A 24,434-nucleotide genomic window follows, 5' to 3' on the forward strand; every position below is an offset into this window, starting at 1 on the left:
TTCGATTGTCGTTGCCGCTTGCTGACCACGGCACCGACTGCATGCCCGGCAAGCCGTTTGGCGAATGATGCCCGAGACACGTCATACTTGAAACACAGTGAAAAAGATGCATCAAGTATCTTATTATTCCATTTTGCGGACCAGTTCCATGCCTCAATTCTCGTCACTGGATCATGAGAACCTCAGCAGCGCCGTTTACAGTGCGTTGTGCGATGCCCTTATCCAGGGACGGTTCCAGCCCGGCGACCGGCTGAAGATCCGTGATCTGGCGGAACAATTCGGCACGAGCGTCACACCGATCCGCGACGCCATCCTTCGGCTTGCTAATGACGAGGCGATCACCTTCCGCTCGCCGCGCGACATCCGCATCCCGGGTTTGAGCGAAAACCGCTACCGCGAGATCCGCGCGATACGGGTGCGCCTGGAGGGACTGGCGGCGGAAACTGCCGCCCAAGTGGCGACGAGCGCGGATATCGAGGCGCTGGAACGGATCTTGCGCGAAAACGAACAAGCAATCGAGGCTGGCGACCGGCTGAGGGGCACCCAACTCAACCAGGCCTTCCACTTCCTGCTGCCGCAGATCGCCGGGCTCCCGGTGCTGAACGGTATCCTGCGGCGGCTCTGGCTGCAGATGGGACCGCACATTTCCGATGCTTATATAGAGGGCGGACGTGCGATGATCGACCATCACTACCCGGTTGTCGAAGCCCTGAAACGGCACGATTCCGCCGCCGCCTCGATGGCGATCGTCGACGACATCCTGCTCGGTGGCAAGCCGATCCTCGAGCGCATCGAACGGGGCAGTGAGCGGGAGGCGCGCCCGGCCTGACACCGCTTGGAAGAGGAGGCTTGCAATTCATGGGCGGCCCATTACGATGTATCAAGCATCAAGAGGGAACGCTCGCATGACCGAAGAATGCCGCTACATGTTGTTGACGGGAGCGAGCCGCGGGATCGGGCATGCGACGGTCAAGCTCTTCCAATCGAAGGGCTGGCGCATTCTCACCGTATCCCGCCAGTCCTTTTCCGAGGAATGCGCCTGGCCGTCCGCCCGCGAGAGCCATATCCAGGCGGACCTTGCGGATCTCACGCAGATTGACCGCCTGGCAGCGACCGTGCGCGAGCGCCTGCCGAACGGTCGGCTTCACGCGCTCGTCAACAATGCCGGCATTTCTCCGAAGGGGCCGGGCAAGAGCCGCCTCGGTGTGCTGGATACGGATGCCGATGTCTGGACGCAGGTGCTTAACGTCAATCTTGTCTCGACCGCTTTGATCGCCCGCGCGCTCATGCCGGAACTGGAAGCGGCGAAGGGCTCGATCGTCAATGTTACGTCTATCGCCGGCTCTCGCGTTCACCCTTTCGCAGGCGTTGCCTATGCGGCGTCCAAGGCGGCGCTTGCCTCACTGACCCGCGAAATGGCGCACGAATTCGGCCAACGCGGCGTCAGGGCGAATGCCATCGCGCCGGGCGAGATCGAAACGTCGATCCTGTCGCCCGGAACGGATGAACTGGTGGCAGCGGAAGTGCCTATGCGAAGACTGGGCGAACCGCGCGAAGTTGCGGAGACCATCTATTTCCTCTGCACCGAGCCATCGTCCTACATCAACGGCGCGGAAATCCACATCAACGGAGGGCAGCACGTCTGACAACGGTCAAAACCGGGAGAACCCCGTTGACCGGCAATGACCAGAATGCATCCATCGGTCGAAACGCCCAGGGGAGAAAGGGCGCGAAGGCCGGTGAGGCCGCAGCCACCGCCGCAAACAGGCGGGGTCAACGGTCTGCATGGGATCGTCAACGGAGCCGCACAGGCTCGTTCATAAACGAAGAAAAGGGGAATGCCATGAAGACAATCTTTAGGTCAGGTGTCCTGGCGGCGGCGGCCGTCGTTCTGTCGGCGGGTCTTGTTGCGCCGGTTTTCGCGCGAGATCTGACAGTCGTTTCATGGGGCGGAAACTATCAGGATGCCCAGCGCAACATCTACTTCAAACCGTTTTCCGAAAAGATCGGCAAGCCGGTACTCGACGAAGCCTGGGACGGCGGGATCGGCGTCATCCAGTCGAAGGTGAAGGCCGGCGCACCGAATTGGGATGCCGTACAGGTGGAGGCCGAAGAACTGGCGCTCGGCTGTGCTGACGGCCTCTATGAAAAGATCGACTGGGACAAGATGGGCGGGAAGGACAAATACCTAGATTCCGCCGTTAATGACTGCGGTGTCGGCGCCATTGTCTGGTCCACGGCCATCGCCTATGACGGCGATAAGCTGAAGGAAGGCCCGACTTCCTGGGCGGACTTCTGGAACGTCGAAAAGTTCCCCGGCAAGCGCTCGCTGCGCAAAGGCCCAAAATACACGCTGGAATTCGCGCTGCTCGCCGATGGCGTCTCCAAGGATGAGATCTATGACGTTCTCGGCACGGAGGAGGGGGTTGCCCGCGCCTTCAAGAAGCTCGACGAATTGAAGCCGAACATCGTCTGGTGGGAATCCGGCGCACAGCCGTTGCAGTTTCTCGCATCGGGTGAAGTCGCCATGACTTCGGCCTATAACGGCCGCATCACCGGCATCAATCGGTCGGAAGGCAAGAACTTCAAGGTTGTCTTCCCCGGCAGCATTTATGCCGTCGATAGTTGGGTCGTGTTGAAGGATGCGGAGAACAAGGATGCTGCGCAGGACTTCATCGCTTTTGCGAGCCTGCCCGAAAACCAGGCGAAGCTGCCAGAATTCGTGGCATACGGTCTGCCGAACAAGGAGGCTGCGTCCAAAGTGCCGGCGGAATTCTCCAAGGACCTGCCAACCGATCCTGCCAACATGACGGATGCCATCCCGCTCAATGTTGACTTCTGGATCGACAATGCCGAAACGCTGACGCAGCGTTTCAACGCCTGGCTCGCCCAGTAAGAACATCCGTGGTGAGGGGCGCTCCGGCGGGGCGCCCTTTCCTGCATGGCCGGGTGCGTTTCTTAAGGACGCATCCTTCGCCTTTAGCGATGGAGTCTTCCGTGGCCGAATTCATTCGATTTGACCGCATCACGAAATTCTACGGCCCGCTCTGCGTGGTCGAAAATCTCGATCTCGGCATCGAGAAGGGTGAGTTCGTCAGCCTGCTCGGCCCGTCCGGCTCGGGCAAGACGACGCTTCTGATGATGCTCGCTGGCTTCGAGCAGCCTACCGCGGGCGAAATCCTGCTCGACGGAACTGCCATCAATGCGGTGCCCACCTACAAGCGGGACATGGGTGTTGTCTTCCAGAGCTATGCGCTCTTCCCGCATATGTCAGTCGGCGACAACATCGCTTTTCCCCTCCAGATGCGGGGCATTGGCAAGGCGGGGATCGACGAGCGCGTCAAGCGCGCACTCGACATGGTGCAACTTTCGACCCTTTCCGACCGACGGCCCTCGCAGCTCTCGGGTGGTCAGCAGCAGCGCGTGGCGCTTGCCCGGGCGCTCGTCTTCGAACCGCGTGTCGTGCTGATGGACGAGCCTCTCGGCGCGCTTGACAAGCAGCTGCGCGAGCAGATGCAGCTGGACATTCGCGATCTGCACCGCCGCCTCGGCCTAACAATCGTTTTCGTTACGCATGACCAGTCCGAAGCGCTTACGATGTCGGATCGCGTCGCCGTCTTCAACAAGGGCAAGATCGAACAGATCGGTACACCACGCCAGGTCTACGACGAACCGGCGACGCGCTTCGTCGCCGAATTCATCGGCGAGACCAATCTTGTCGAAGGTGTCGTGGAAACCGTGCAAGGCGCGGAAGCAACTGTACGTCTTGCTTCCGGGGCGCAAATCGTGTCGGCGGTTTCCGGCAGCATCGCTTCCGGCCAATCCGTCTTTCTCTCCATCCGTCCGGAACGGGTTGATCTCAGCGAGACGCGGAGTGAGGGGCGAAACGTCTTGGAAACGGAAGTTACGGATTCCGTTTATCAGGGCGATCATTTGCGCGTGCAGTTGCAGAACGCTACACACCCACTGATCGCCAAACTCGGCAGAAGGTCGCGCGAGTTTCCGCCGGGCACCAAAGTCTTTGCGGCGTTTTCGGCCGGTGATTGCCGGGTCATTGCGCCATGAGTGGAGTCTTCTCTCGCACTGGACGATCGCTGCTTCTTCTGGCGCCGTTGCTTTTCTTCCTCATCGGCTTCTTCGTCTGGCCGCTCTTCAGCATGATGGCGCAGTCCGTATCGGACCCGGCCGTGCTGCGGCTGCTGCCACGCAGCTCGGAAGTTCTGTCCGATTGGGACCGTAAGTCTCCACCCACCATACCCATGCAGATGGCGCTGATGGAGGACCTGAAAGCCGTCAACGACGATCAGGCACTTGGTGACATGGTGCGGCGCCTCAACAGCGCCCGCTCGGGTTTTCGCACGCTGATGGGGAAGACGACGAGTGCATTGAAGGAAACGGCCAACCCGCCCGTCGACCTCGTTTCCATCGACAAACGCTGGGAAAAGCCGGAATTCTGGCTGGCAATCGCAGATGCACTCTCGCCCTATACCGACCGCAACCTGCTCGCCGCCGTCGATCTGGGCCGCAATGCGGCTGGTGATATCGAGCATCTGCCGCCCGACCAATCCGTCAACGGCGTGATCCTCATGCGCACCTTCTGGATCGCCGCGCTCGTCACCTTCGCCTGTGTTTGTATAGGCTTTCCCTATGCCCTCATCGCCGCCTCGCTCGACGGTTGGAAGCGTGATTTGATGCTTGGCGCCGTACTTTTGCCGCTGTGGACGTCGCTTCTGGTGCGCACCGCGGCCTGGTTCATCCTGTTGCAGGAGCAGGGTCTCATCAACGATCTATTGCGCGCCATCGGCCTCATCGATGCGCCGCTGGCGCTGATCTTCAACCGCACCGGCGTCATCATCGCCATGACCCATGTGCTATTGCCTTTCATGGTGCTGCCGATCTATTCCGTGCTCATCACCATACCGAATAACCTTATGCCGGCCGCCGCCTCACTCGGCGCGCACCCGCTGCGCGCTTTCCTGCGTGTGCTGCTGCCGCTGAGCCTCAGGGGTGTGGCATCCGGCGCTCTGCTGGTCTTCATCTCTGCGATCGGCTACTACATAACGCCGGCGCTGATCGGCGGACCGGGCGACCAGATGATATCCTCGATCATCGCCTTTTACGCTACGGGCTCGGCAAATTGGGGCATGGCTGGTGCGCTAGGGGTCGTACTGCTGATCGCAACACTACTGCTCTACAGCGTCTACGCGCGCCTCTCCAGCGACGAAGTTGGGGGGCGCTGACCATGCCGATGAAAGTAGCCAAAGCCACCTTCGCCACGCTGACGATCCTCTTCCTCGTCGCGCCGCTCATTGCCATCCTGCCGCTCGCCTTCACCTCGAGCGTGATCCTCACCTATCCAATCCCGTCGTGGTCCCTGCGCTGGTTCGAGGAACTCTTCTTCGCGGACGCCTGGCGACGGGCGATTTTCAACAGCCTGATCATCGGCACGGGCACGACGTTGCTCGCAACCGCGCTTGGCACGGCCGCGTCGCTGGGCCTGCGCAACCGCCTCCTTTTCTTTCGCGGCTCAATGCGCACACTCTTCCTGCTGCCCATGGTGGTGCCGGCCGTCGTGCTGGGTGTCGGCATGCAAGTGCTGCTGGCGGGCTTTGGCCTCACCAACAGTTACATCGGCGTGATCATCGCCCACACAGTCGTGGCGGTGCCCTTTGTGGTGGTGAGCGTCACCGGTGCGCTGGCCGGCATCGACGAACGCGTCGAGCTTGCGGCCCAGAGTCTCGGAGCTTCGCCGACCACGGTGTTCCGTCGTGTCACCCTGCCGCTCGCCATGCCGGGCGTACTCTCTGGCGCTGTGCTCGCCTTTGCGACGTCGTTGGACGAAGTCGTCCTCACTCTGTTCGTCGCAGGCCCGAACCAACGGACGTTGGCGCGGCAGATGTTTTCCAGCATCCGTGAAAACATCAGCCCAGCGATCGCGGCAGCGGCCTTTCTCTTCATCGCAGGGACGGCCTTGATCGGCCTCGTTGTCGTTGTGTCGCGCTTGATGATTGCGAAGCGGCGCTAAGCGACGGGGAGCACAGCGCCGGCGGCTCCTAACATCACGCCGCAGCCGGCGGCGAACATCTGCAGGATTGCCGCTGCTGCAAGTGAGATCATTGATCCTGTCGTGAAGCCACAATTAAACTTACCCCTCAAGCATCCCACTAACTTGCCCGCAACACGTAAAACGCGCCGTTGGCGCCGCGCACCAGCGACCACAAGCTGTCTGGACCGTTCGCGAAAGTCGATCGGATGACTGCCAGGAACACCTTTGCGATCCTAGTGACCTCAGCGCGCGCGCATGATCACGTTGCCAATGACCAACTCGATCATCGCTTCACCAGTAGGTCGCGACTACTCGCAAGGCGCCACAACTTGCGACAAGATCGATGCGTCCCTGGCTTCCTCGTACTCTGTTTTCATTGTTCTTATCTCACCGCTCTTCGCGGTGGAGGGTCTGATGTCCAACAATGAATTTTTTGCGCTGCAACTCATCGAAAATATACCAAGTCACGTTTGGTCGACGGATCCCGGCGGTCGCTTCACCTATGTGAATCCGAGTATGCAGGTTCGGATTAGCGATCCTGATTGTGCTCAGGGGCACCTGAACTCGAGCGCGGCTCATATGTCAGGTGAGGTTTCGCCTGCGGAGCGCGGATGGCATGTCGTTCTCGGTCCGATCCGTCCGTGGGCTGCAGCATCTTGCGAAATTCATCCCGTTTCTCGTGAATGGATGCAATCACCACGCCCATCGGGATGCCGATGCCAACGAGTACTGCCTGTGAGAGCTGGAGGCTGGCTTCGATGGTCTCCGGCACTGCGTCGGTGACTTTCAGCTCGTACAATTCCGTTGCATGCACTGCGTCGCGCGCGCGGGCGACAATGGTAAGATCCGACCGCTCCGATCGCGCCGCGCGGACGATAGATTCAACCGCGTCGGGTTTGTCCAAGGTCACCACAAGCGCGCGGGCGCTCTGGATGCCACAACGTCGAAGCAACTCGATCCGGGTGGCATCGCCATAGTAGACTGTAGGACCGCGGGCTCGCTCATTGGCGACTAGCACGGGATCGGCATCGATTGCCAGGAACCTAAGCTCGTGCCGTGAAAGCATCTCGGCAACCAATTGTCCGACACGCCCGTATCCGACAACGATCACGCGCTCCAGACCGTCGTCATGTTGGGGTGTCAATCCTGCGAACGCAGCTTCATCGATATCGGCATTCCCTCTGGCACCGCCCAGTAGCCGGATCAGAAGGGGGATACCAACCATCGTCAACGTCGCCGCGACCGTGGCAGTGGCGCTGGCTTCGTCAGGGACGACGTTGCCCGCCACAGCTGCGCCGATGAGGATCAATGCGAACTCGCCGCCGGGGCCTAGTACAACTGCCAACTCGCCCGCCCCCCGGTTCGGCAGGCCCATTTGGCGCGCGATGGGGAACATGATCACTGCCTTTAGGGCGAATAGACCGATCGCGACGCCCACTGTAACGAACGGGTTGGCAATGATCTCCGACAGATCAAGACGGGCTCCAACCGAAACGAAGAAGAGGCCGAGAAGCAGACCCTGGAAGGGCTGGATCGTGACCTCGATCTGTCGGCGATACTCGGTTTCAGCCAGCAGGAGCCCGGCGACGAAGGCGCCCAGAGCCATGGACTGACCACTGAGCTCGGTGACAAGACCAGCGCCAATGACCACCAATAAGCAGGCAGCGACGAACAATTCGCTACTCTTTGTTGTGGCGACCAGCTTGAAAAGGGGCCTAAGAATTAGGCGACCCAGCCCGGCCATCGCAAACAACACAACTGCGGCAGGCGCTAGCGCATACAACAAGCCGGCGCCGAGTCCCGTTCCTTCACGTGCACCCAACACCGTTACCATGAACAGCAGAGGCGCCACCGCAAGGTCCTGGAAGAGCAACACGGCGAAACTTGCTCGTCCAACCGTGGTGTTAAGCAGTTTGCGTTCGACAAGCGACGGCAGAATGATAGCCGTCGATGACATCGCGAGCGCGCTTCCAAGCACCACCGCTGAAGCTGGAGTTTGACCTAGCAAGCCAGCGACGGCCGCAAGGACAGCTGTCGAGGCGAGAACCTGCAAGCCGCCTAGGCCGAAGACGAGTTTGCGCATCAGCAGGAGGCGATTCCACGACAGCTCGAGCGCAATCATGAAGAGAAGGAATGCCACGCCGAATTCAGCCAGATACGCGATCTGCCCAACATCTGTTATGGAGATTGCGGAGAGCCACGGCAAATCTCGCGCGAGAGCTCCGAGACCGAAGGGGCCAAGCATCATGCCGGCAGCGAGGAATCCAAAGACCGGACTCAATTTCAAGCGCCCAAACAGAGGCACAATTATGCCGGCCGTCGCCAGAAACAGTAGAAGCTCCTTATAGTTTTCTGGTCCTGGCGTCATTGACAACTCCGACCGGAGCGCAAAACGCGCGCCGGGTTGCTACTCCGAACCGATGCCGTCCCCTCTCACGGACTACTCCCATTTCAGATGATAGTGTCTCCGGTGAGATAACATCAAGGACGAGGAGTCTCGACCTGCTGGCTCTGGCCGACCCGTTCAAGGCGACTCGGTCCGCCTGGCGTTGGGAAGTCCCATCTCGCGATTGCGCTTGGAAGAAAGGTCATCCGTCAAAACTACACGGTGTTGTTCACAACGGCGCAGGCATTGGTCGCAACGCTCGTGAGAGCACATGGCGAAGGACGCTTGGAAGAACGACTTGGGTTTCTCGCCAAGACCAAGCTGCTCATCATCGACGTGCTTGGCTATCTTCCGCCTGAGCCCAATGCAGCCCATTTATTTTTCCAGCTCGTATCGAGGCGCTATGAGCGGGGTGCAATGCTCGTCACCTCCAACTGCAATGTCGGAGAATGGGGAACAGTGTTCGGCGACTCCGTCGTGGCAACTGCTATCTTTGATCGGTTGCTGCACCACAGCCACGTCATCACAATCCGTGGCGGCAGCTACAGGCTACGAGAAAAGCGCCGTAGCGGGCTTCTACAGAAGTCCACTACGGCAGCCGGTATGGAGAGTAACTAACACCCTTGGCGGACCAGCGTGTCGCCCAAGGACCAGTTCACGATGACGCTTGATAAGATCATTCGGAACACCGAACGCGCAAGCCATTCTCCATTCGGAAATCCGAACATTGTCCAACGGCTCGGCAAACCGGAACGTTTGACTTCAATGACTTAGCGGCACGGCTCGGGCCTGCTCGAATTGGCACGCGTGTTGCTCTCTTCAGGTGACACTCGCTCGGCAGCGGGTGGATGGAGAGGAGTAAAACGCCCGATGACTGTTGCCTTAAGCCGTACAGAGCATGACCTGCTCGGGAACCGTGAGGTTCCCACGGACGCCTACTATGGCGTTCACACCCTGCGTGCCGTCGAGAACTTTGCGGTGACCGGCATTCCGATTTCACACTATCCGGATCTGATCCGCGCGCTCGCGCAGATCAAGATGGCGGCGGCGCGGGCGAACATGGAGCTGGGACAGCTCGATGCCGAGAGGGCCGAGGCGATTGTTGCCGCCTGCCGCGAAATCGAGGCCGGTGCGCTCAACGATCAGTTCGTGGTGGACGTGATCCAGGGAGGAGCCGGTACGTCCACCAACATGAATGCCAACGAGGTCATCGCCAACCGGGCGCTCGAGGTCCTGGGCCACGCCCGCGGCGACTACCGGCGACTGCACCCGAACGAACATGTCAATCTCGGCCAGTCAACCAACGACGTCTATCCGACGGCGCTGAAGCTTGCGACCTACAGCGGGATCTTCCGCCTGATCGATGCAATGGCCTATCTCCGCGCAGCCTTCGAACGCAAGGCAGACGAATTCCACGACATCCTAAAGATGGGGCGGACCCAACTGCAGGATGCAGTGCCGATGACGCTGGGGCAGGAGTTCTCCACCTATGCGGTGATGCTGGGCGAGGACGAGCAGCGGCTGCGCGAGGCCGCACTGCTGATCCGCGAGATCAATCTCGGCGCGACTGCCATCGGCACGGGCATCACTGCCCATCCCGATTATGCGGCTCTGGTTTGCCAGTTGCTCGCGGAGGATAGCGGCGTGCCCGTGATCACTGCGCCCAATCTCATCGAAGCCACGCAGGATTGCGGTAGCTTCGTTCAGCTTTCGGGCGTCTTGAAGCGCGCCGCGGTCAAGCTTTCCAAAGTCTGCAACGATCTTCGCCTGCTCTCCAGCGGACCGCGGGCGGGCTTCGGGGAGATCAACCTGCCGCCGCGCCAGGCTGGCTCCTCAATCATGCCCGGCAAGGTCAATCCGGTCATCCCTGAACTCGTCAACCAGATCGCCTACGAGGTGATCGGCAACGACCTGACGGTGACCTTTGCGGCCGAGGCAGGCCAGCTCCAGCTTAACGCCTTCGAACCAATCATCGCCCACAGCCTGTTCAAGAGCATCGGCCACCTCAGTCGGGGATGCCTGATCCTCGCCGACAAGTGCGTCGACGGCATCACCGCGAACCGCGAGCGCCTGGAGGCGAGCGTGCTGGGTTCGATCGGCATCGTCACCGCGCTCAACCCCATCATCGGCTACGCCAATGCGACCGAAGTCGCGGCGGAGGCGCACCGAACCGGAAAGGGCGTCGCCGAACTCGTGGAGGCGCGCGGGCTGATGACCGCCGAAGCGCTCGCCGAAGTCCTGCGCCCCGAGGCGCTGACCCAACCGCGCCCGATCACGGCGTGCAGCTGAACCACCCATCTGTTGACTGAAAAACCGTCCGGATGAACCGGGCGGGGGAGGAAGGAGATTATCATGAAGATAAACAAGCAGACGACCTGGATCGTCATCGCAATGATACTGGGCGTTTTCGTCGGCTACGGCTGCAACGTGCTTTCGGGCAGCCCGGCCGTGGCAAAGGATATCGCCGGCTATTTCGCGATGGTGACCGACATTTTCTTGCGGCTGATCAAGATGATCATAGCGCCGCTGATTTTCACGACCCTCGTCGCCGGCATGGCTGGCATGGGCGATGCCCGGACCGTCGGCCGTATCGGCGGCAAGGCGCTCGGCTGGTTCCTGATGGCGTCGCTCGCGTCGCTGGCAATCGGCCTCGTCTTCGCCAATCTTTTCCAGCCCGGCGCCAATGTTGGCGTGCCGTTGCCCGATGTCTCGGCCTCGGCCGATCTGAAGACTTCCTCGCTTAATCTCAAGGACTTCATCACCCACGTCTTTCCCCGCAATATCTTCGAGGCGATGGCGAATAACGAGATCCTCCAGATTCTCGTCTTCTCGGTATTCTTCGGTCTCGCCCTCGGCAGTTTGAAGGACACGAAGGCTCGCGCCCTGATCGAGGTCATCGAAGGCGCCGTCCCGGTCATGCTGAAGGTGACGGATTATGTGATGCGTTTCGCACCGGTCGGCGTCTTTGCCGCCGTCGCCAACGTGGTCACCGTCCAGGGCCTCGGCATCCTGATGGTCTACGGCAAGTTCGTCGGCAGCTTCTACGCAACGCTCGTCGTGCTTTGGGCCGTGCTGATCGGCGCAGGCTTCCTGGTGCTCGGCGCAAACGTGTTCCGACTAGTCAGGGAAGTGCGCCAGCCGATGCTTGTCGGTTTTTCCACCGCTTCCAGCGAAGCGGCCTACCCGCGCGTTATGGAGAAGCTGGAAGACTTCGGCGTGAAGGAGCGTGTCATCGGCTTCGTTCTGCCGCTTGGCTATTCGTTCAACCTTGACGGCTCGATGATCTATACGGCCTTTGCCGCTCTGTTCATTTCGCAGGCCTACGGCCTGCCGCTCACCATGGAGCAGCAGATCGTCATGCTGCTGGTCCTCATGGTTTCGAGCAAGGGCATCGCCGGTGTGCCGCGCTCCGCGCTGGTTGTTGTCGCCGCCGTTCTACCGATGTTCAACCTGCCGGAGGCGGGCGTGCTGTTGATCATGGGTATCGACCATTTCCTCGACATGGGGCGCACCGCCACCAACGTGCTCGGAAATGCGATTGCCACCACGGTCGTCGCCAAGTGGGAAAACGCGCTCGACATTCCTGAAGACGCGAAAGAGCGCACACGCGAAAGACTGGTCGCGGCTGAATAGGCGGATGCCCGAAAACAAACTGCCCGCTTTCACTTAAGAAGGCGGGCAGTTTCCCGCCCGCCCGCTCGCTCGGTCTCATCGGATGTGGTAGGGAGCCGGATCAACAACACTGTTACGGCGTGCGCATCCGTTTCCATTCGTTCCCATGTCGATCGCCTCTTTCATTCGCAAATACGGTTTGTTGCTGCCCGGCCTTGTCGCTGTAGCGCTCGCCGCCGGCATTGCCGGCTTTCGCGTCAGCGAGAACCTGGGGCTCGCTGAGTTGCAAAGAACGGGAACCCAACGCCTCGAAGTCTACGCCACCAGCCTGAACAGGCAGATCGACAAATACGCCTACTTCCCGGCGACGCTTGGCCTGGAGCGGGACGTAATCGACCTGGTCGCGCGCGGAAAACCGCTCACCGACACCGTCAACCGCTACCTCGAGCAGCTCAACCACCGGGCGGGCACGCTGTCTATCTATCTGCTCGACCGGCAAGGGCATGTGGTAGCTGCCAGCAACTGGAACCGATCTGACAGCTTTATCGGAGAGGACCTGTCCTACCGCTCCTACTTCACAGATGGCATGCGGGGCCGGCCCGGCCGGCTCTTTGGCATCGGCATCACCCGCGGCGAGCCGGGCTACTATCTCTCTTCGCCTTTGCTCGCGAATGGCGAGGTTGTAGGCGTTGCCGTGGTCAAAGTCAGTCTTGAACAATTGGAGCAGTCCTGGGCGACCGTCGAAGTGCCCGTCATCGTCACTGATCAGAACGGTGTTGTCATCCTCGCGTCCGTGTCATCCTGGAAATTCACGACGCTGCGCCCGTTGCCGGATCAAGAAAGGCGGCGGCTGGAGCGCAGCCTGCAATATAACGCCCGCCCGCTTCCCTCGCTCGGCCTGACGCGTGAGGAGGCTTTCGATGAAAATGCTGTCCTCGTGCGCCTTGCTCCGCCGGCGGACGTCGACGGCGGCTCCAAGTTGTCCGGCAATTTTCTGGCGCAGACTGCTCCCATGGGCGACACTGGCTGGTCGCTGACCGTGCTCTCGCCCGCCGGCGAGGTCAGGGCTATCGCCTGGACGCGCGCCGCGCTGGCGGCGATCGCCAGTGCCTTCGTCGGCATCGTGCTGGTGCTGCTCGACCAGCGGCGCCGGCATCTGCGCGACCGGCTACGGGCGCGAGAGGCGTTGCAGCGCGCCCATGACGAACTGGAGCGCAAGGTGGAGGAGCGGACACGGACGTTGCGCGCGGCGCAGGACGAGCTTGTCCATGCTGCCAAGCTGGCAACGATCGGCCAGATTTCCGCAGGCCTTGCCCATGAAATAAATCAGCCTCTCGCAGCGTTGCGCACGCTTTCCGGCAATGCGGTCAAGTTCCTCCGTCGCGGCGACCTAGCGACCGCCGAGCACAATCTGGACCGGATCGGCAGCATCGTCGATGGTATGGGCACGCTGACCAACCAGCTCAAGTCCTTCGCCCGCAAATCCTCCGGCATGCCGGGCCCGGTCGACGTCCGACGCGCCGTCGACAACGCGCTGTTCCTGCTCGACCAGCGCTGGCGCCGCGCAAACGTGACCGTAACCACCGAGATGGGGGCGGACGAAATGACGGCGCTCTGCGACGCCAACCGCCTGGAGCAGGTCATGGTCAACCTGATTGCCAATGCGCTGGATGCGATCGAGGGCATTGCGACACCCATGCTGCGCCTTCGCGGCCGGCGCGAAGCGACGCGCGTGATCGTGGAGGTCCATGACAATGGGCCGGGTCTGCCGGAAGACGTGCGCGAGCACCTCTTCGAGCCATTCTTCACGACCAAGGAAAGCAACAGGGGATTGGGGCTCGGCTTGGCCATTTCATTGGAAATCGTGCACCATTTCAGTGGAACGCTGTCGGGGGCGAACCATCCCGAGGGCGGCGCGGTTTTCACCGTCGCTCTTCCCGCAGCCGATATCGGAGAAACGCCATGGGCGACAACCTCAAGGTCCTGATCGTCGAGGACGAACCGAACGTCCGGCTCGGGTGCCAGCAGACGCTGGAGCTCGAAGGCATGGAGGTCGAGGCGGTCGAAAGCGCCGAAAAGGCACGGCAGCTCGTTGCTGCGGATTTTCCGGGTGTCGTCGTTACCGACATCCGCCTGCCGGGCGATGACGGCATGGCCCTGATGCATGACCTGCTACGGCAGGATCGCGACCTGCCGGTGGTCCTGATGACTGGTCATGGTGATGTTTCTCTGGCGGTCCAGGCAATGAAGGACGGAGCGCACGACTTCATTGAGAAGCCGTTCTCGCCCGATTATTTCGTCGAGATCGTGCGGCGGGCGCTGGAAAAACGCACGCTGACGCTGGAGGTGCGCGAACTGCGCGCGCGACTTGAGAACAGGCAATCGACCGCCAGCCGCATCATCGGGGATTCTGCTGCCATCGAGCGCGTACGCCATCTCATCGGCGAGCTTGGAAATAGCGCAGCCGACGTGCTGATTCAGGGCGAGACCGGGACCGGAAAGGAGCTCGTCGCGCGCTGCCTACATGATGCGAGCCCAAGGCGTAGCGGCAATTTCGTCGCCATCAATTGCGGCGGCGTGCCTGAGAACCTGTTCGACAGCGAAATCTTCGGCCATGAGCCTGGAGCCTTCACCGGCGCCGCCAAGCGCCGGATCGGCAAGATCGAGCACGCCAATGGCGGCACGCTGTTTCTCGACGAGATCGAAAGCATGCCAATGGCCATGCAGGTCAAGCTGCTCAGGGTGCTGCAGGAGCGCACGCTCGAGCGCCTCGGGTCAAACACCCCGATCCTCGTCAACTGCCGTGTCATCGCGGCGACCAAAGTCGATCTGGCAGTGCTTGCCGAAAAAGGTGAATTCCGTGCTGATCTCTATTATCGCCTGAACGTCGCGACACTGCCCCTGCCGCCCCTGCGCGAAAGGCGCGAGGACGTCGGTCTCCTGTTCGAGCATTTTGCTCTACAGGCTGCATCACGCCACGAGCGCCCCGTGCTCGCGCCTGACGCCGAACGCACGCGACGTCTGCTCGCTTACAACTGGCCCGGCAACGTGCGCGAGTTGCGCAATGTCGCCGAGCGCTGCGTGCTGGGGATCGCAGCCGGCTTCCCGCCCTTTGGTGGGGCTACAGGCACCGCTCCTCGGCCGCTGGCGCGAACCGTCGAAGCCTTTGAGCGTGCCCTCATCGCCGAAGCCCTCTCCCGTAACAGCAACAGCCTGGCCCGCGTCAGCGAGGAATTGCTGGTGCCGAAGGCGACCCTGCACGACAAGATCCGTAAATATGGCTTGTCGTGATGCTGGGTCCATCGGTGTTGGGTTTCGGTGTGGCTATATCGTTCTCGCTTCAAATAGACTCCGCCGGCATGCCGCCGGGAGGTGCTGCGTCTTGACTACGGCGATGCGGAAGATCGCGTTTGCCGCGCCATAGCCGCGGTAGCTGTCGCGATGCACGATTTCGAAGAAGAAGCCTTCGCCCCGCAGGGGGGGCGACGCCGATATTATCCCCTTGCCCTACGCTGAGAGCGACTCGGATGCTTCCGTTCTGGCTAAAAAAAGCGAAACGTTCGGTCCGCGCCGCTGCTTTACGGCTTCAACAGCGCGCACACCACCGAGGTCTAGATATTGTCGATCCGGTACTCGGGCAGGGCACCCAACTCCGGCCAGGGGCCAAATAGTTAGATGCGAACCTTTGGGCCTGATGAGCTTACCCACTCGGGGGATGGACTATTCGCCGGTACTCGTCAGAGAGAAAGAGCGCCTGATCCAGTCGGCGAAGGGTCTGTCAGTCATTGCTGCCTTGCGCCAGAAATTGTACGAGCGCCGAAACAAGGGCTTCTGCGCTGTAGTAATCCAAAGGGACTTCGATGTTCGCGCCCGTGAATGAGGTCAGTTCAAGTGTCCCAAGAAGCGGCTCCCGTGAGACGATACTGATTTCGAAACCCTGAAACTCCGCGGTTATTGTGGTCCGATCGTCTTCCATCTCTATCCCCTCCAGGCAAATACGCTGGCAATAGAGCGCTGAAAGGTTGGCACATCTCACCGCACTCCCTCGTATATAAGCTATACGTAATATAACTCACCTTCAAGGCCGACGAAAGCCGTCCCCCCCTAGGCCAGAAGAGCCGCGTCTCATTAAAGGCGGAGATTGCGGGTGCGATTGTGGGGGTCGACGTCCGTTCTGACGATCTCAAGACGCTGGTTCTGGACGAAAACCTGTCAGGCAGCCGATGCCGCTCGCCTATGCGCAGCCGATGACGTTGGCCCCACAACGGCAGCGGGACTAACGGGTGCGCCCTTGACCCGTTGGGAACTCACAACCTGGCAGCGACGATTTCCCAACCTTCCAGATTGGCAACTGCACGATTTTCGCCGGACCGGACAGGCTTTTTCAATGAAGCGAGGCTACGATTCTTCGGCGGTTCAGTCCTGCAGGCAAACCATGCATTCAAATGGCTATTGTCGCGCTGGTTTCGCCGTTTAGCAGTCGCCTCAGGTGGAAGCTCGCAAGCCGATCATCGGAGTTTCGACCAACGAGGGCTGCAAATGACGCGATCGCATGGGGATTACCCGCCTCCAACTCTTCGAAAGCTTGCAAATACGCCTGCGTGTCTGGACTGGCGTATTGCGCCGGCTCAAGCGGCTCGAAAGCGTGGATCGGCTCGACTCTGCCTCGAAGTAACAAGTTGCCAACCGGGCGACCACAGAACGCCTGCACCCGTGCAGCCAGGCTGCTGCTGACGCAGATACGTGTGCCGATCGTTTTGTTGGCCGCCTCCAATCGCGCGGCGACATTGATGGTGTCGCCATAAGCACTATAGTCGAAAAACCGCCCTCCGCCGAAGTTGCCGACGACAGCGGTGCCCGCGTGTGCACCGATCCGAGTATAACCAAGCGCTATTCCCTTTCTGCGCCATTGCTCGCGGAAGGACGACGCGAACACATCGAGATCGAGACAACAGGCGACGGCGCGACCGGCGTGGTCCGGCTGATCGGCCGGCGCTCCGAAAAGCACGTGCAACGCATCGCCGATGATCTTGGCTACCGTACCGTCATGGGCGAACACGATGTCGGTCATACCGACGATGTAGTCGTTGAGTAGTTGTCCCAGCACGTCCGGCTCGATTGTTTCCACCAGCGCTGTGAAGCCGGTTAGGTCGGTAAAGAGCGAAGCGACCTCTCGACGTGCGCCGCCGAGGTCAAGTGTCTCAGAGCAGTTTGCGAGGCGCTCGGCGAGGTTGGGCGAGAAGTAGCGGGAAAGCGACGCATGCGCCCGTTCGGCCGCGCTCTGCCGACGCTGTGCTTCGCGCAGCGTTTCCACATGGTGGATCGTCTTGCCAATCGTCGCCTCCAGATCGGCAAAATCGATCGGCTTCGTTACGAAGTCGTAGGCGCCGCGGTTCATCGCGGTGCGGATATTGGCCATGTCGCTGTAGGCGGAAACGATTATCGTCGATAGATCCTCGTCCCTCTGCTGAAGCTTCGCCAGCAGCGACAGGCCATCCATACGCGGCATGTTGATGTCGCTCAGCACAATATCCACGTCGTGGTTGGCAGCAAGTACGGCCAAGGCTTCAACTCCGTCGTGGGCGAACAGGAAACGCAGTGACCCGTCACGGATCTGCTTCCTGAATTTCTGGACAAGAAGCATCTCCAGGTCCGGCTCGTCGTCCACAACGAGTATGCTTGTATTCATGTGGCGCGCCCAACTCGACTGTTGATTTCTTCTCGCAACGCGATGAAGTCGATCGGCTTGGTCAGCAACGCTTCTGCGCCACATTCCATGGCTCTTCGCCTCGTGTCCGGATCGCCATAGGCAGTGACCACTATCACCGGCACGTCGGGCCTCATGCTCCTCGCCTTTGGCACCAGTTCAAGCCCGCTCATCCCCGGCATGTTGACGTCGGACAGGATGAGAATGAGCGTAACGTCGCCTGCATCGGCGATCCGCTTGAGTGCGGCTGAAGCTGATCGCGCGAACTCCATGCCGAAGCGGCCAGCGCGCAGGTCATGGCGGAACTGTTGTTTGAAAAGCAACTCGACATCGGGCTCGTCATCGACCACCAGAATGAGGAGGCTCATGATCTGCCCTCCGGAGCTGACATCGCCGGGGTGTTCCGCGGCAGTCGGATGCGAAACTCGGTGTAACGACCAGGTTCTGTATCAACCTCGATGGAACCTGCATGCTGCTTGACGATGATGTCATGGCTGAGCGACAGGCCGAGGCCAGTCCCCTCGCCAGCAGGCTTGGTTGTGAAGAAAGGATTGAACATCTTCTCCCGCACCTCTGGCGGGATTCCGACGCCATTATCGCGGATAGTGATCTCAACGCTGTCTCCGAGGTTCCTGGTCACCGCCGCGAGCGTCGGCTCATAACTGTCGCCGGGCCCTGATGCCGTGCGTTTACTCGTCGCATAGAAGCCGTTCGAGATAAGGTTGAGAAGCGCGCGTGTGATCTCCTGCGGGTACAGGTCGACCTCTCCGGCCAGCGGGTCGAACGATTTCTCCAGCGTGATCGTGAACCCTTGCTTCTCGGCCCGAGCTCCATGATATGCGAGATTCAGGCTCTCCTCGACGATGACGTTGATATTGGTTCGCCTGCGCTCGCCCGCCCCCTGACGCGAATGCATAAGCATGTTCTTGACGATTGAATCGGCGCGTTTGCCATGCTGTATGATCTTTTCAAGATTACCCTTTATCGTCTCGGCGAGCGTGTCGATTTCGCAGCGCATTGCACCGTCGGCTACCGCGCCGTCGAGCGCCTCCTGTAGTTCTTCGAGCAACTCGGCCGACAGTGCCGAGAAATTATTCACGAAGTTCAACGGGTTCTTGATCTCGTGCGCAATTCCGGCAGTCAGTTGTCCGAGCGAGGCAAGCTTTTCCGTCTGGATCAATCGGTCCTGCGTAGCCTTTAGTTCTTCGAGGGAGTGCGACAGTTCCTCGGTTCTTGCTCGCACTTCCTGAAAAAGACGCACATTCTCGATGGCAATCACGGCCTGGTCGGCAAAGGTAGATGCCAACTCGATCTGCTTGTCCGTGAATGGCCGCACCGTGGAACGTGTCAATGCGAGCACGCCGATCGGGCTTCCCTCGCGCAGGAGCGGCACGCCAAGTACGGTACGAAACCCTCCAAGTCTTTGCGCTTCCGGCATGGCGTAATCGGGATCGTCGAGGACGTCGGCCACCTGAACCGGCCGGATCTCAAGCAGGGTTCGCCCGACTATGCTTCCGCGCCCCGGCTCCAGCGGGAGCGCTCGGAAGTATTGGTCGAATTCCTGCGAGAAGCCATAGCTGGAGACTGGATAATGCGCGTCACCCATTGGCCGGGTCATCGTCGCCATGTCCGCCTCGCAAAGACGGGTAGCGGAGGCCACCAGAGTATCCAAAACCGATTGCAGGTCGAACGCGGAGCGGCTGATGACCTTCAGGACGTTAGCCGTCGCGGTTTGCTGTTCTAGCGCCTCGGCCAGTTCGGCCTTCCGCGCCTTCACCTCGTCGAAAAGCCGCACGTTCTCAATCGCTATGACCGCTTGGTCGGCAAAGGTCTGGAGAAGGTCGATCTGCTTTTCGGAAAATGGCTTGACTTCAGCTCGGCGTATGACGAGCCCACCAATAGCTTCCTGCTGTCGCAACAAGGGCGCGGCTAAAATCGTGCGATGCCCCATCCGCACCGCCATGCTCTGGCCTTCCGGGTATTCATCGGCGTCAGCCGTCAGGTCAGGCACGTGAACAGGTTTTCTGTCAACGACGGCCCGTCCGGTCACCCAGCCCCGTGACACTGGCCAGCCGACGAAATCGATCGGAATAGGCCCGTGATGCGCCCTCAAGTAGAGAGTGTCTCCATCCTTTAGGAAGATGGCCGCATCATAGGCCTCGCAAAGCCGCACGGCCGATTCGACAAGCGTATCAAGTACCGTCTGGAGATCGAAGGCGGACCGACTGATGACCTTCAGAACATCGGCTGTCGCAGTTTGTTGCTGCAGGGCCTCCTTGAGGTCGAGATTCCGTTCTTCCAAATCGGAAAACAGTCGAACATTCTCGATTGCAGTTTGACCTGTTGTCTGAGACTGACGCTTGAGTCATCCGCCTCGCGCCCCTCCACTGCAGTGTCCCCCATGCAATCAGCTTGCGTCGAGTGCTACCGTCCCCACCACGGGGTACGCCACGGCCGGTACGGCTGCGAGGATGCATAGAATACTCTATCTGATCGGTGGTGACGAGGTTACTGCCATGCTCTTTCGAAAATGCGATACTCACCGCTTTTGCTCTCGAACACCTCGATCTCGACGCTTGAGCCGGAGCAATTCCTGGAGCCGAGGGTCTGTGTCATATCTCGGCCTTCGCGGCCAGTTAAAGCCGACGAAACGAGACCGCCCATAGGGCGGGCTAGCTGACAGGGTGGAGCAATCGCACATGATCAAGCTCGAGAAGATGCGCGACCTCAACATAGATGCGAGCACCCGTTCGCGCTGCTCACACTTAAGCGCCGCAAGCGGGCTCGTATGCGTTGATGCGGCGCTATACGTGATCGCGGATGATGATCTGCACCTCGGTGTGTTTCCTGCTCGCGGATCAGGACCGGGTCACTTGATCCGGTTGTTTGACGGCGATTTGCCCGATGCGACTGTCGATCGAAAGGCAATGAAGCCGGACCTGGAGGCACTGATCCACGTTCCTCCGTCCCGCGGGTTTTCGTTTGGAGCTCTCTTTGCAATTGGCTCAGGATCTCGGCCGAACCGCAAGCGAGGTGTCTTGCTGGATCTGCGCTCGCGGCGGCATAGCCACTCCTCCGAAAAGCGTCGATCTGTCGTTTATTCTTGATCCGATCGCGGCAGAGTTTGGTCAGCTCAATATCGAAGGCGCAGTCGCGGTTGGACGGGAGCTGCGATTGTTTCAGCGGGGTAATAAACGGCACAACGACAATGCCATCGTTCGCTCCCCGCTGCCTCCGGTCCTGGACGCGCTTGAGAAGGGACGAGGTGAGGGGTTGACACCCGTCGGGATCGAACGTTTCGATCTCGGCGCCATCCGAGGAACTCCGTTCGGCTTCACCGATGCCGCGGCGCTGCCCAATGGAGATATGATTTTCAGCGCCGTCGCGGAGAATACAGACGATGCGTACCTCGACGGTCCATGTCTCGGTGCAGGCATTGGAATTATCGACGACCTGGAAATCTCGTTGCGTTTGACCATCTAGAATACCCGCACAAGATCGAGGGCATTCACGCATGCCGAGAAGGCGAGACCGTGGAGTTGCTGTTGGTGACTGATGCCGACAATCCCGGTATCCCCGCGGGGCTGTTTTCTGCGCGGATCGTCCCGTAGGGCATCCGCGGATCCGACCTCGTGGCGTCTGTTACCTCGAGCGAGGCCGCCCGAAGGTCCGGTCTACGAAATTCTTGAGTGCACGATCCGAGACGGCGAGCTTCTCGCTGCGCTCGCGGCTAACTTCGTGCGTCATTTGCCGTGCGATCAATCAGAGCAACAAATGACGCACTGTTCCCGGGCGTATCGATGCAATGGGTCTCGGCCGCGGGATTTAGCCCCGGTTTCAGGCGGCCATCAGCGCTGAACGGCCAAGCTTTGGCGAGACACTTACGTGGATCAGTTCGCTAACGAGCTCGACGAGCGTCTGCGTTATTATGATTGCGGGAAGCATGGGGGAACGGCAAGGCTAGCGGCCCTGGTAAGCAGGTATCGCCGTCGGTCTCCCAGCCGAGACTGCGCTTTTGGGAGGCAGACGGTTGGCCGCGCCTCGGCTCTCGCCAGCACCGGCGCATTTACCCGGTCGCAGCTGCGCCAGCAGGTGCCAGCCCGTACCGCACAACTGCTGCAGCGCTTGAGTGGTCTGGCGGCTTTGGTGAAGGGGCATCGCTGCCGGACAGCCGCGGCAAAGCTCCGACTGCGGACAGAAGCAAGCACTCGGCGAGGGATTGAGCGCACAAGGGATTGACGCAACGCCCGTTACAGAAGATCGCATAATGTATCGCCGGGAACCACGATGGCGATATTGTAAGGGTCGCCTCTGCTGTGGAGACGGCTGAAGTCCATTCTCGCGGTTTGGCGGGCGACCGGTGAGACCCTATGCTGCTTCGGTTTCGGCTTCGTAGTGCGCGAGGATTTCCGCGCCGGTGGCGATCCAGACGTCGTCACGCGCGGCGATCTCGCTGAGGAAATCCCGCAGTATCCGCCACCGCATCGGCCGGCCGGAAACCTGCGGATGCAGGACAAGCGTGCTCACGCCGCCCCACTCGTGGGTTCCGACAAACTCCTCGCGCCAGATGGGTAGGATAGCGTCCCGCCCGAAGAGCGGGCGCGCATCCAGCCGACCGGTGATGCCGAAATTCCAGTCGTCGAAGGCGTAGTTGACCGGAATTTCCACCGGGCCCGGGCGGCCGTCCGCCAGACGGTGCCGATAGGGGCGGATATCGTCGCGGAACGATGAGGAATAGCGCAGGCCCCGTTCGCAAAGATAGGCGAGAAGCTCGGGAAAATTCTCGCCGGATGGCGCACGATAGCCGACGGGTGTGATGCCGAGCCGGGATTTCAGCGCTTCGAGGCCGCGGTCGATCTCCTCCTTTGCTTCGTCCAGCTTGTTGCGATCCGGGCATTTGTGCAGGTAGCCGTGATGGGCGATCTCGTGTCCGGCAGCGACAATCGGTTCACACGCGGCTGTATGGGCCTCGACCGTCCAGCCGGGAATAAAGAAGGTCGCCTTGAGGTGCAGCGTATCCAGCAGTTCGAGGATCTTTGTGATTCCGACCCGGGCGTCGTAGCCGCCGAGTGAGGTCGTCACCATCCGGTCGACATTGGCGTGGTTGTTGCCGATCCAGGCAGTCTCGGCATCGACATCGAAACCGATAAAGAGGGCGCTCTTCTTGCCGTAGGGCCAGTCAAAAACCGGGGCTGGTGACGCCGGGTTGAGTGGGCGAGGGCTGAGATCGTAGGTCATGAAACTTCCTTCTCAAATGAAGACCGGCGCTTCGGGTTCGTCCGCGACCAGCAGGTCAGAAAGGCCCCGGCAGTCCGCGCGTTCCTCCAGCACGCCCACGAAATCGGCGAGTTCCGCGATACGAGCCGCAGGCAATGCCATCGACGCGAGGCTGTCGAATTTGGCACGGATGGCGGTGTCGCTCATCGGCCGCTCGCTGGAGCCGGTGGCGCGGGGCACCATCGCCGTCCTGCTTTCGCCATCAGCGAAGATGACGGTCACCTCCGGCTCGGCCATCTGCGGCATCTGCGCATCGGGATGAAAGCGGAAGCGGCCGAGAACATCGGCGATGCGCGAATCGCCGCGGGCGGCGGCGGAATACTGTTCGAGGTCGACGCGGCCGAAGACCAGGAGCGCCGCCAGCGCATAGCCGAGGCTCATTTGTGCGCCCGCTAGTGTTTCCAGCCGCGCCCGGCCGCACATGTCCATCAGGAAGGAGCTGAGGCGGACGTCAACCCGCGCGATATCCGCGGCAGTGCGGCCGGTCTCGGCAAGGATGTCGCCGACAGCGTCGATGGCGGAATGCGCGCCGCGGCAAGCAGCGTAGGGCTTGAGCGAGGCCCGTTCAATCTTCCAGTTCGTGCCCAGCCCGGCGGAGAGTTCGGCGGCATGCCCGACATCCCGGACATAGGTGCGGAAGTAACCGCCCCAGACATCGTCGAACACCTGCGAGGGACCGGAAAAGCCGGCGCCGGCGAGATCGGCGGCGAGAAGTCCGCCTTCAGCCGCCCGGCCCGCGTGGACCTTCTTCGCTTGGCTGCCATCATGATTGAAGGCCCACAGGCCAGAGGAAAAGCTGGTGGCCAGCGTCAGGGCGTGGCGAAAGACGGCGCTGTCATAGCCGCGCAGCCGGGCGACCGCTGCCGCGGCCGCGAGCGTGCCACAGGTGCCGGTGGAGTGCCAACCGGCACCATTGTGCACGCCGTAGCCGCCGGATGCATCCAGCACCCGGCGGCCGACCTCGTAACCCGCCGTCAGCGCGCAAATGAGATCGCCGCCGGAAATCGGGGCCTCGCAGGACGGAAGAGCTGCCAGTAGCGCGGGCAGAACGACGGCGCCTGTATGATCGCAGCCGCCGGAATCGTCGAGTTCAAAGACATGGGTGGCCACCCCGTTGGCGAGGGCCGCGTCGCGCGGCCCGGTTCGCTGTGGCGAGGCCAGAAGCGGTGTTGTTCCCCCTGGTGCGACAAGCGCACGTACCTTGCGGAATTCGATGGAGCGAGTGCCAGCGAGTGCTGCGCCGAGCGTATCCAGAAAATGGGATTTGGTACGGGCGGCGATCCGGGCCGGTAGATCGGCAGGTGCAAGTCGGGCGCAGAAATCGGAAAGCGCCTCGACATGTGTCAACGCTTGCACGCCGCTTCGGGCTACATCGGGCATCCTGGTATCCTCGTTCGGGCAGGCGA

Annotated in this window: 19 protein-coding genes and 1 pseudogene; 13 read left to right on the plus strand and 7 right to left on the minus strand. The window is 60.9% G+C overall.

What is annotated here, in order from left to right:
• Window positions 1-148: 148 nt before the first annotated feature.
• The 6 genes from ACTJKE_RS28205 (at window position 149) to ACTJKE_RS28230 (ending at window position 6,025) form a co-directional block, all read left to right on the plus strand.
• Window positions 149-829 (plus strand): GntR family transcriptional regulator, encoded by a 681-nt coding sequence (locus tag ACTJKE_RS28205; protein ID WP_058327936.1) that lies wholly within the window; start codon window positions 149-151, stop codon window positions 827-829.
• 76 nt (window positions 830-905) lie between these two features.
• Complete coding sequence (locus ACTJKE_RS28210; RefSeq protein ID WP_053248532.1) at window positions 906-1,646, plus strand: SDR family NAD(P)-dependent oxidoreductase; 741 nt, start codon at window positions 906-908, stop codon at window positions 1,644-1,646.
• Between the two features lie 197 nt (window positions 1,647-1,843).
• Window positions 1,844-2,896 carry an ABC transporter substrate-binding protein gene (locus ACTJKE_RS28215; protein WP_082663576.1) on the plus strand — a complete coding sequence of 351 codons (1,053 nt, stop codon included), beginning with the start codon at window positions 1,844-1,846 and terminating at the stop codon, window positions 2,894-2,896.
• An 89-nt stretch (window positions 2,897-2,985) separates the two neighbouring features.
• The gene (locus tag ACTJKE_RS28220) at window positions 2,986-4,065 is read left to right on the plus strand and encodes an ABC transporter ATP-binding protein (RefSeq protein WP_440693139.1); all 1,080 of its coding nucleotides are present in this window, start codon (window positions 2,986-2,988) and stop codon (window positions 4,063-4,065) included.
• The gene (locus ACTJKE_RS28225; RefSeq protein ID WP_058327934.1) at window positions 4,062-5,240 is read left to right on the plus strand and encodes an ABC transporter permease; all 1,179 of its coding nucleotides are present in this window, start codon (window positions 4,062-4,064) and stop codon (window positions 5,238-5,240) included. The genes ACTJKE_RS28220 and ACTJKE_RS28225 overlap by 4 nt, the downstream gene beginning before the upstream one ends.
• Window positions 5,241-5,242: 2 nt before the next feature.
• Window positions 5,243-6,025, plus strand: coding sequence for an ABC transporter permease (locus tag ACTJKE_RS28230; RefSeq protein WP_058327933.1), 783 nt, complete (start codon window positions 5,243-5,245; stop codon window positions 6,023-6,025).
• A 550-nt stretch (window positions 6,026-6,575) separates the two neighbouring features.
• On the opposite strand, the gene ACTJKE_RS28235 is transcribed toward ACTJKE_RS28230, so the two are convergent.
• Window positions 6,576-8,414 (minus strand): cation:proton antiporter domain-containing protein, encoded by a 1,839-nt coding sequence (locus ACTJKE_RS28235; RefSeq protein WP_440637667.1) that lies wholly within the window; start codon window positions 8,412-8,414, stop codon window positions 6,576-6,578.
• Between the two features lie 165 nt (window positions 8,415-8,579).
• On the opposite strand from ACTJKE_RS28235, the pseudogene ACTJKE_RS28240 reads away from it, so the two are divergent.
• From ACTJKE_RS28240 to ACTJKE_RS28260, 5 genes and pseudogenes are all read left to right on the plus strand, one after another.
• Window positions 8,580-9,050 (plus strand): annotated as a pseudogene (locus tag ACTJKE_RS28240) (ATP-binding protein); the annotation flags it as partial.
• Window positions 9,051-9,302: 252 nt separating this feature from the next.
• Window positions 9,303-10,721, plus strand: coding sequence for an aspartate ammonia-lyase (gene aspA, locus ACTJKE_RS28245; protein WP_058327930.1), 1,419 nt, complete (start codon window positions 9,303-9,305; stop codon window positions 10,719-10,721).
• Window positions 10,722-10,784: 63 nt separating this feature from the next.
• Window positions 10,785-12,065 (plus strand): dicarboxylate/amino acid:cation symporter, encoded by a 1,281-nt coding sequence (locus tag ACTJKE_RS28250; RefSeq protein WP_058327929.1) that lies wholly within the window; start codon window positions 10,785-10,787, stop codon window positions 12,063-12,065.
• Window positions 12,066-12,210: 145 nt separating this feature from the next.
• Window positions 12,211-14,031 carry a sensor histidine kinase gene (locus tag ACTJKE_RS28255; RefSeq protein WP_440661189.1) on the plus strand — a complete coding sequence of 607 codons (1,821 nt, stop codon included), beginning with the start codon at window positions 12,211-12,213 and terminating at the stop codon, window positions 14,029-14,031.
• The gene (locus tag ACTJKE_RS28260; RefSeq protein WP_440661191.1) at window positions 14,007-15,335 is read left to right on the plus strand and encodes a sigma-54-dependent transcriptional regulator; all 1,329 of its coding nucleotides are present in this window, start codon (window positions 14,007-14,009) and stop codon (window positions 15,333-15,335) included. The genes ACTJKE_RS28255 and ACTJKE_RS28260 overlap by 25 nt, the downstream gene beginning before the upstream one ends.
• A 487-nt stretch (window positions 15,336-15,822) precedes the next feature.
• On the opposite strand, the gene ACTJKE_RS28265 is transcribed toward ACTJKE_RS28260, so the two are convergent.
• From ACTJKE_RS28265 to ACTJKE_RS28280, 4 genes are all read right to left on the minus strand, one after another.
• The gene (locus tag ACTJKE_RS28265) at window positions 15,823-16,020 is read right to left on the minus strand and encodes a hypothetical protein (protein ID WP_057255141.1); all 198 of its coding nucleotides are present in this window, start codon (window positions 16,018-16,020) and stop codon (window positions 15,823-15,825) included.
• 465 nt (window positions 16,021-16,485) lie between these two features.
• Entirely contained in the window at window positions 16,486-17,733 is a 1,248-nt protein-coding gene (locus ACTJKE_RS28270; RefSeq protein WP_058327926.1) for an adenylate/guanylate cyclase domain-containing protein, read from the minus strand.
• Entirely contained in the window at window positions 17,730-18,119 is a 390-nt protein-coding gene (locus ACTJKE_RS28275) for a response regulator (RefSeq protein WP_058327925.1), read from the minus strand. The genes ACTJKE_RS28270 and ACTJKE_RS28275 overlap by 4 nt, the downstream gene beginning before the upstream one ends.
• Window positions 18,116-20,053: a GAF domain-containing protein gene (locus ACTJKE_RS28280; RefSeq protein WP_440693142.1), complete on the minus strand. Its 1,938-nt coding sequence runs from the start codon at window positions 20,051-20,053 to the stop codon at window positions 18,116-18,118. The genes ACTJKE_RS28275 and ACTJKE_RS28280 overlap by 4 nt, the downstream gene beginning before the upstream one ends.
• A gap of 415 nt (window positions 20,054-20,468) precedes the next feature.
• On the opposite strand from ACTJKE_RS28280, the gene ACTJKE_RS28285 reads away from it, so the two are divergent.
• Window positions 20,469-20,858 (plus strand): DUF6929 family protein, encoded by a 390-nt coding sequence (locus ACTJKE_RS28285; protein WP_440693170.1) that lies wholly within the window; start codon window positions 20,469-20,471, stop codon window positions 20,856-20,858.
• Entirely contained in the window at window positions 20,752-21,234 is a 483-nt protein-coding gene (locus ACTJKE_RS28290; protein ID WP_440637657.1) for a DUF6910 family protein, read from the plus strand. Before ACTJKE_RS28285 ends, ACTJKE_RS28290 begins: the two co-directional genes overlap by 107 nt.
• 885 nt (window positions 21,235-22,119) lie before the next feature.
• On the opposite strand, the gene ACTJKE_RS28295 is transcribed toward ACTJKE_RS28290, so the two are convergent.
• Window positions 22,120-22,989 (minus strand): polysaccharide deacetylase family protein, encoded by an 870-nt coding sequence (locus ACTJKE_RS28295; protein WP_058327923.1) that lies wholly within the window; start codon window positions 22,987-22,989, stop codon window positions 22,120-22,122.
• A gap of 12 nt (window positions 22,990-23,001) precedes the next feature.
• Window positions 23,002-24,408, minus strand: coding sequence for an MmgE/PrpD family protein (locus tag ACTJKE_RS28300; RefSeq protein WP_440637655.1), 1,407 nt, complete (start codon window positions 24,406-24,408; stop codon window positions 23,002-23,004).
• Window positions 24,409-24,434 lie beyond the last annotated feature (26 nt).

Source organism: Ensifer sp. 22521, assembly GCF_052044795.1.
In the GTDB taxonomy this organism is placed as follows: Bacteria; Pseudomonadota; Alphaproteobacteria; order Rhizobiales; family Rhizobiaceae; genus Ensifer.

Excerpts from the sequence above, each read along its gene's own strand:
- ACTJKE_RS28205 (WP_058327936.1), top strand. The coding sequence starts at position 149 with ATGCCTCAATTCTCGTCACTGGATCATGAGAACCTCAGCAGCGCCGTT.
- ACTJKE_RS28210 (WP_053248532.1), top strand. The coding sequence starts at position 906 with ATGACCGAAGAATGCCGCTACATGTTGTTGACGGGAGCGAGCCGCGGG.
- ACTJKE_RS28215 (WP_082663576.1), top strand. The coding sequence starts at position 1,844 with ATGAAGACAATCTTTAGGTCAGGTGTCCTGGCGGCGGCGGCCGTCGTT.
- ACTJKE_RS28220 (WP_440693139.1), top strand. The coding sequence starts at position 2,986 with ATGGAGTCTTCCGTGGCCGAATTCATTCGATTTGACCGCATCACGAAA.
- ACTJKE_RS28225 (WP_058327934.1), top strand. The coding sequence starts at position 4,062 with ATGAGTGGAGTCTTCTCTCGCACTGGACGATCGCTGCTTCTTCTGGCG.
- ACTJKE_RS28230 (WP_058327933.1), top strand. The coding sequence starts at position 5,243 with ATGCCGATGAAAGTAGCCAAAGCCACCTTCGCCACGCTGACGATCCTC.
- ACTJKE_RS28235 (WP_440637667.1), bottom strand. The coding sequence starts at position 8,414 with ATGACGCCAGGACCAGAAAACTATAAGGAGCTTCTACTGTTTCTGGCG.
- aspA (WP_058327930.1), top strand. The coding sequence starts at position 9,303 with ATGACTGTTGCCTTAAGCCGTACAGAGCATGACCTGCTCGGGAACCGT.
- ACTJKE_RS28250 (WP_058327929.1), top strand. The coding sequence starts at position 10,785 with ATGAAGATAAACAAGCAGACGACCTGGATCGTCATCGCAATGATACTG.
- ACTJKE_RS28255 (WP_440661189.1), top strand. The coding sequence starts at position 12,211 with ATGTCGATCGCCTCTTTCATTCGCAAATACGGTTTGTTGCTGCCCGGC.
- ACTJKE_RS28260 (WP_440661191.1), top strand. The coding sequence starts at position 14,007 with ATGGGCGACAACCTCAAGGTCCTGATCGTCGAGGACGAACCGAACGTC.
- ACTJKE_RS28265 (WP_057255141.1), bottom strand. The coding sequence starts at position 16,020 with ATGGAAGACGATCGGACCACAATAACCGCGGAGTTTCAGGGTTTCGAA.
- ACTJKE_RS28270 (WP_058327926.1), bottom strand. The coding sequence starts at position 17,733 with ATGAATACAAGCATACTCGTTGTGGACGACGAGCCGGACCTGGAGATG.
- ACTJKE_RS28275 (WP_058327925.1), bottom strand. The coding sequence starts at position 18,119 with ATGAGCCTCCTCATTCTGGTGGTCGATGACGAGCCCGATGTCGAGTTG.
- ACTJKE_RS28285 (WP_440693170.1), top strand. The coding sequence starts at position 20,469 with ATGCGCGACCTCAACATAGATGCGAGCACCCGTTCGCGCTGCTCACAC.
- ACTJKE_RS28295 (WP_058327923.1), bottom strand. The coding sequence starts at position 22,989 with ATGACCTACGATCTCAGCCCTCGCCCACTCAACCCGGCGTCACCAGCC.
- ACTJKE_RS28300 (WP_440637655.1), bottom strand. The coding sequence starts at position 24,408 with ATGCCCGATGTAGCCCGAAGCGGCGTGCAAGCGTTGACACATGTCGAG.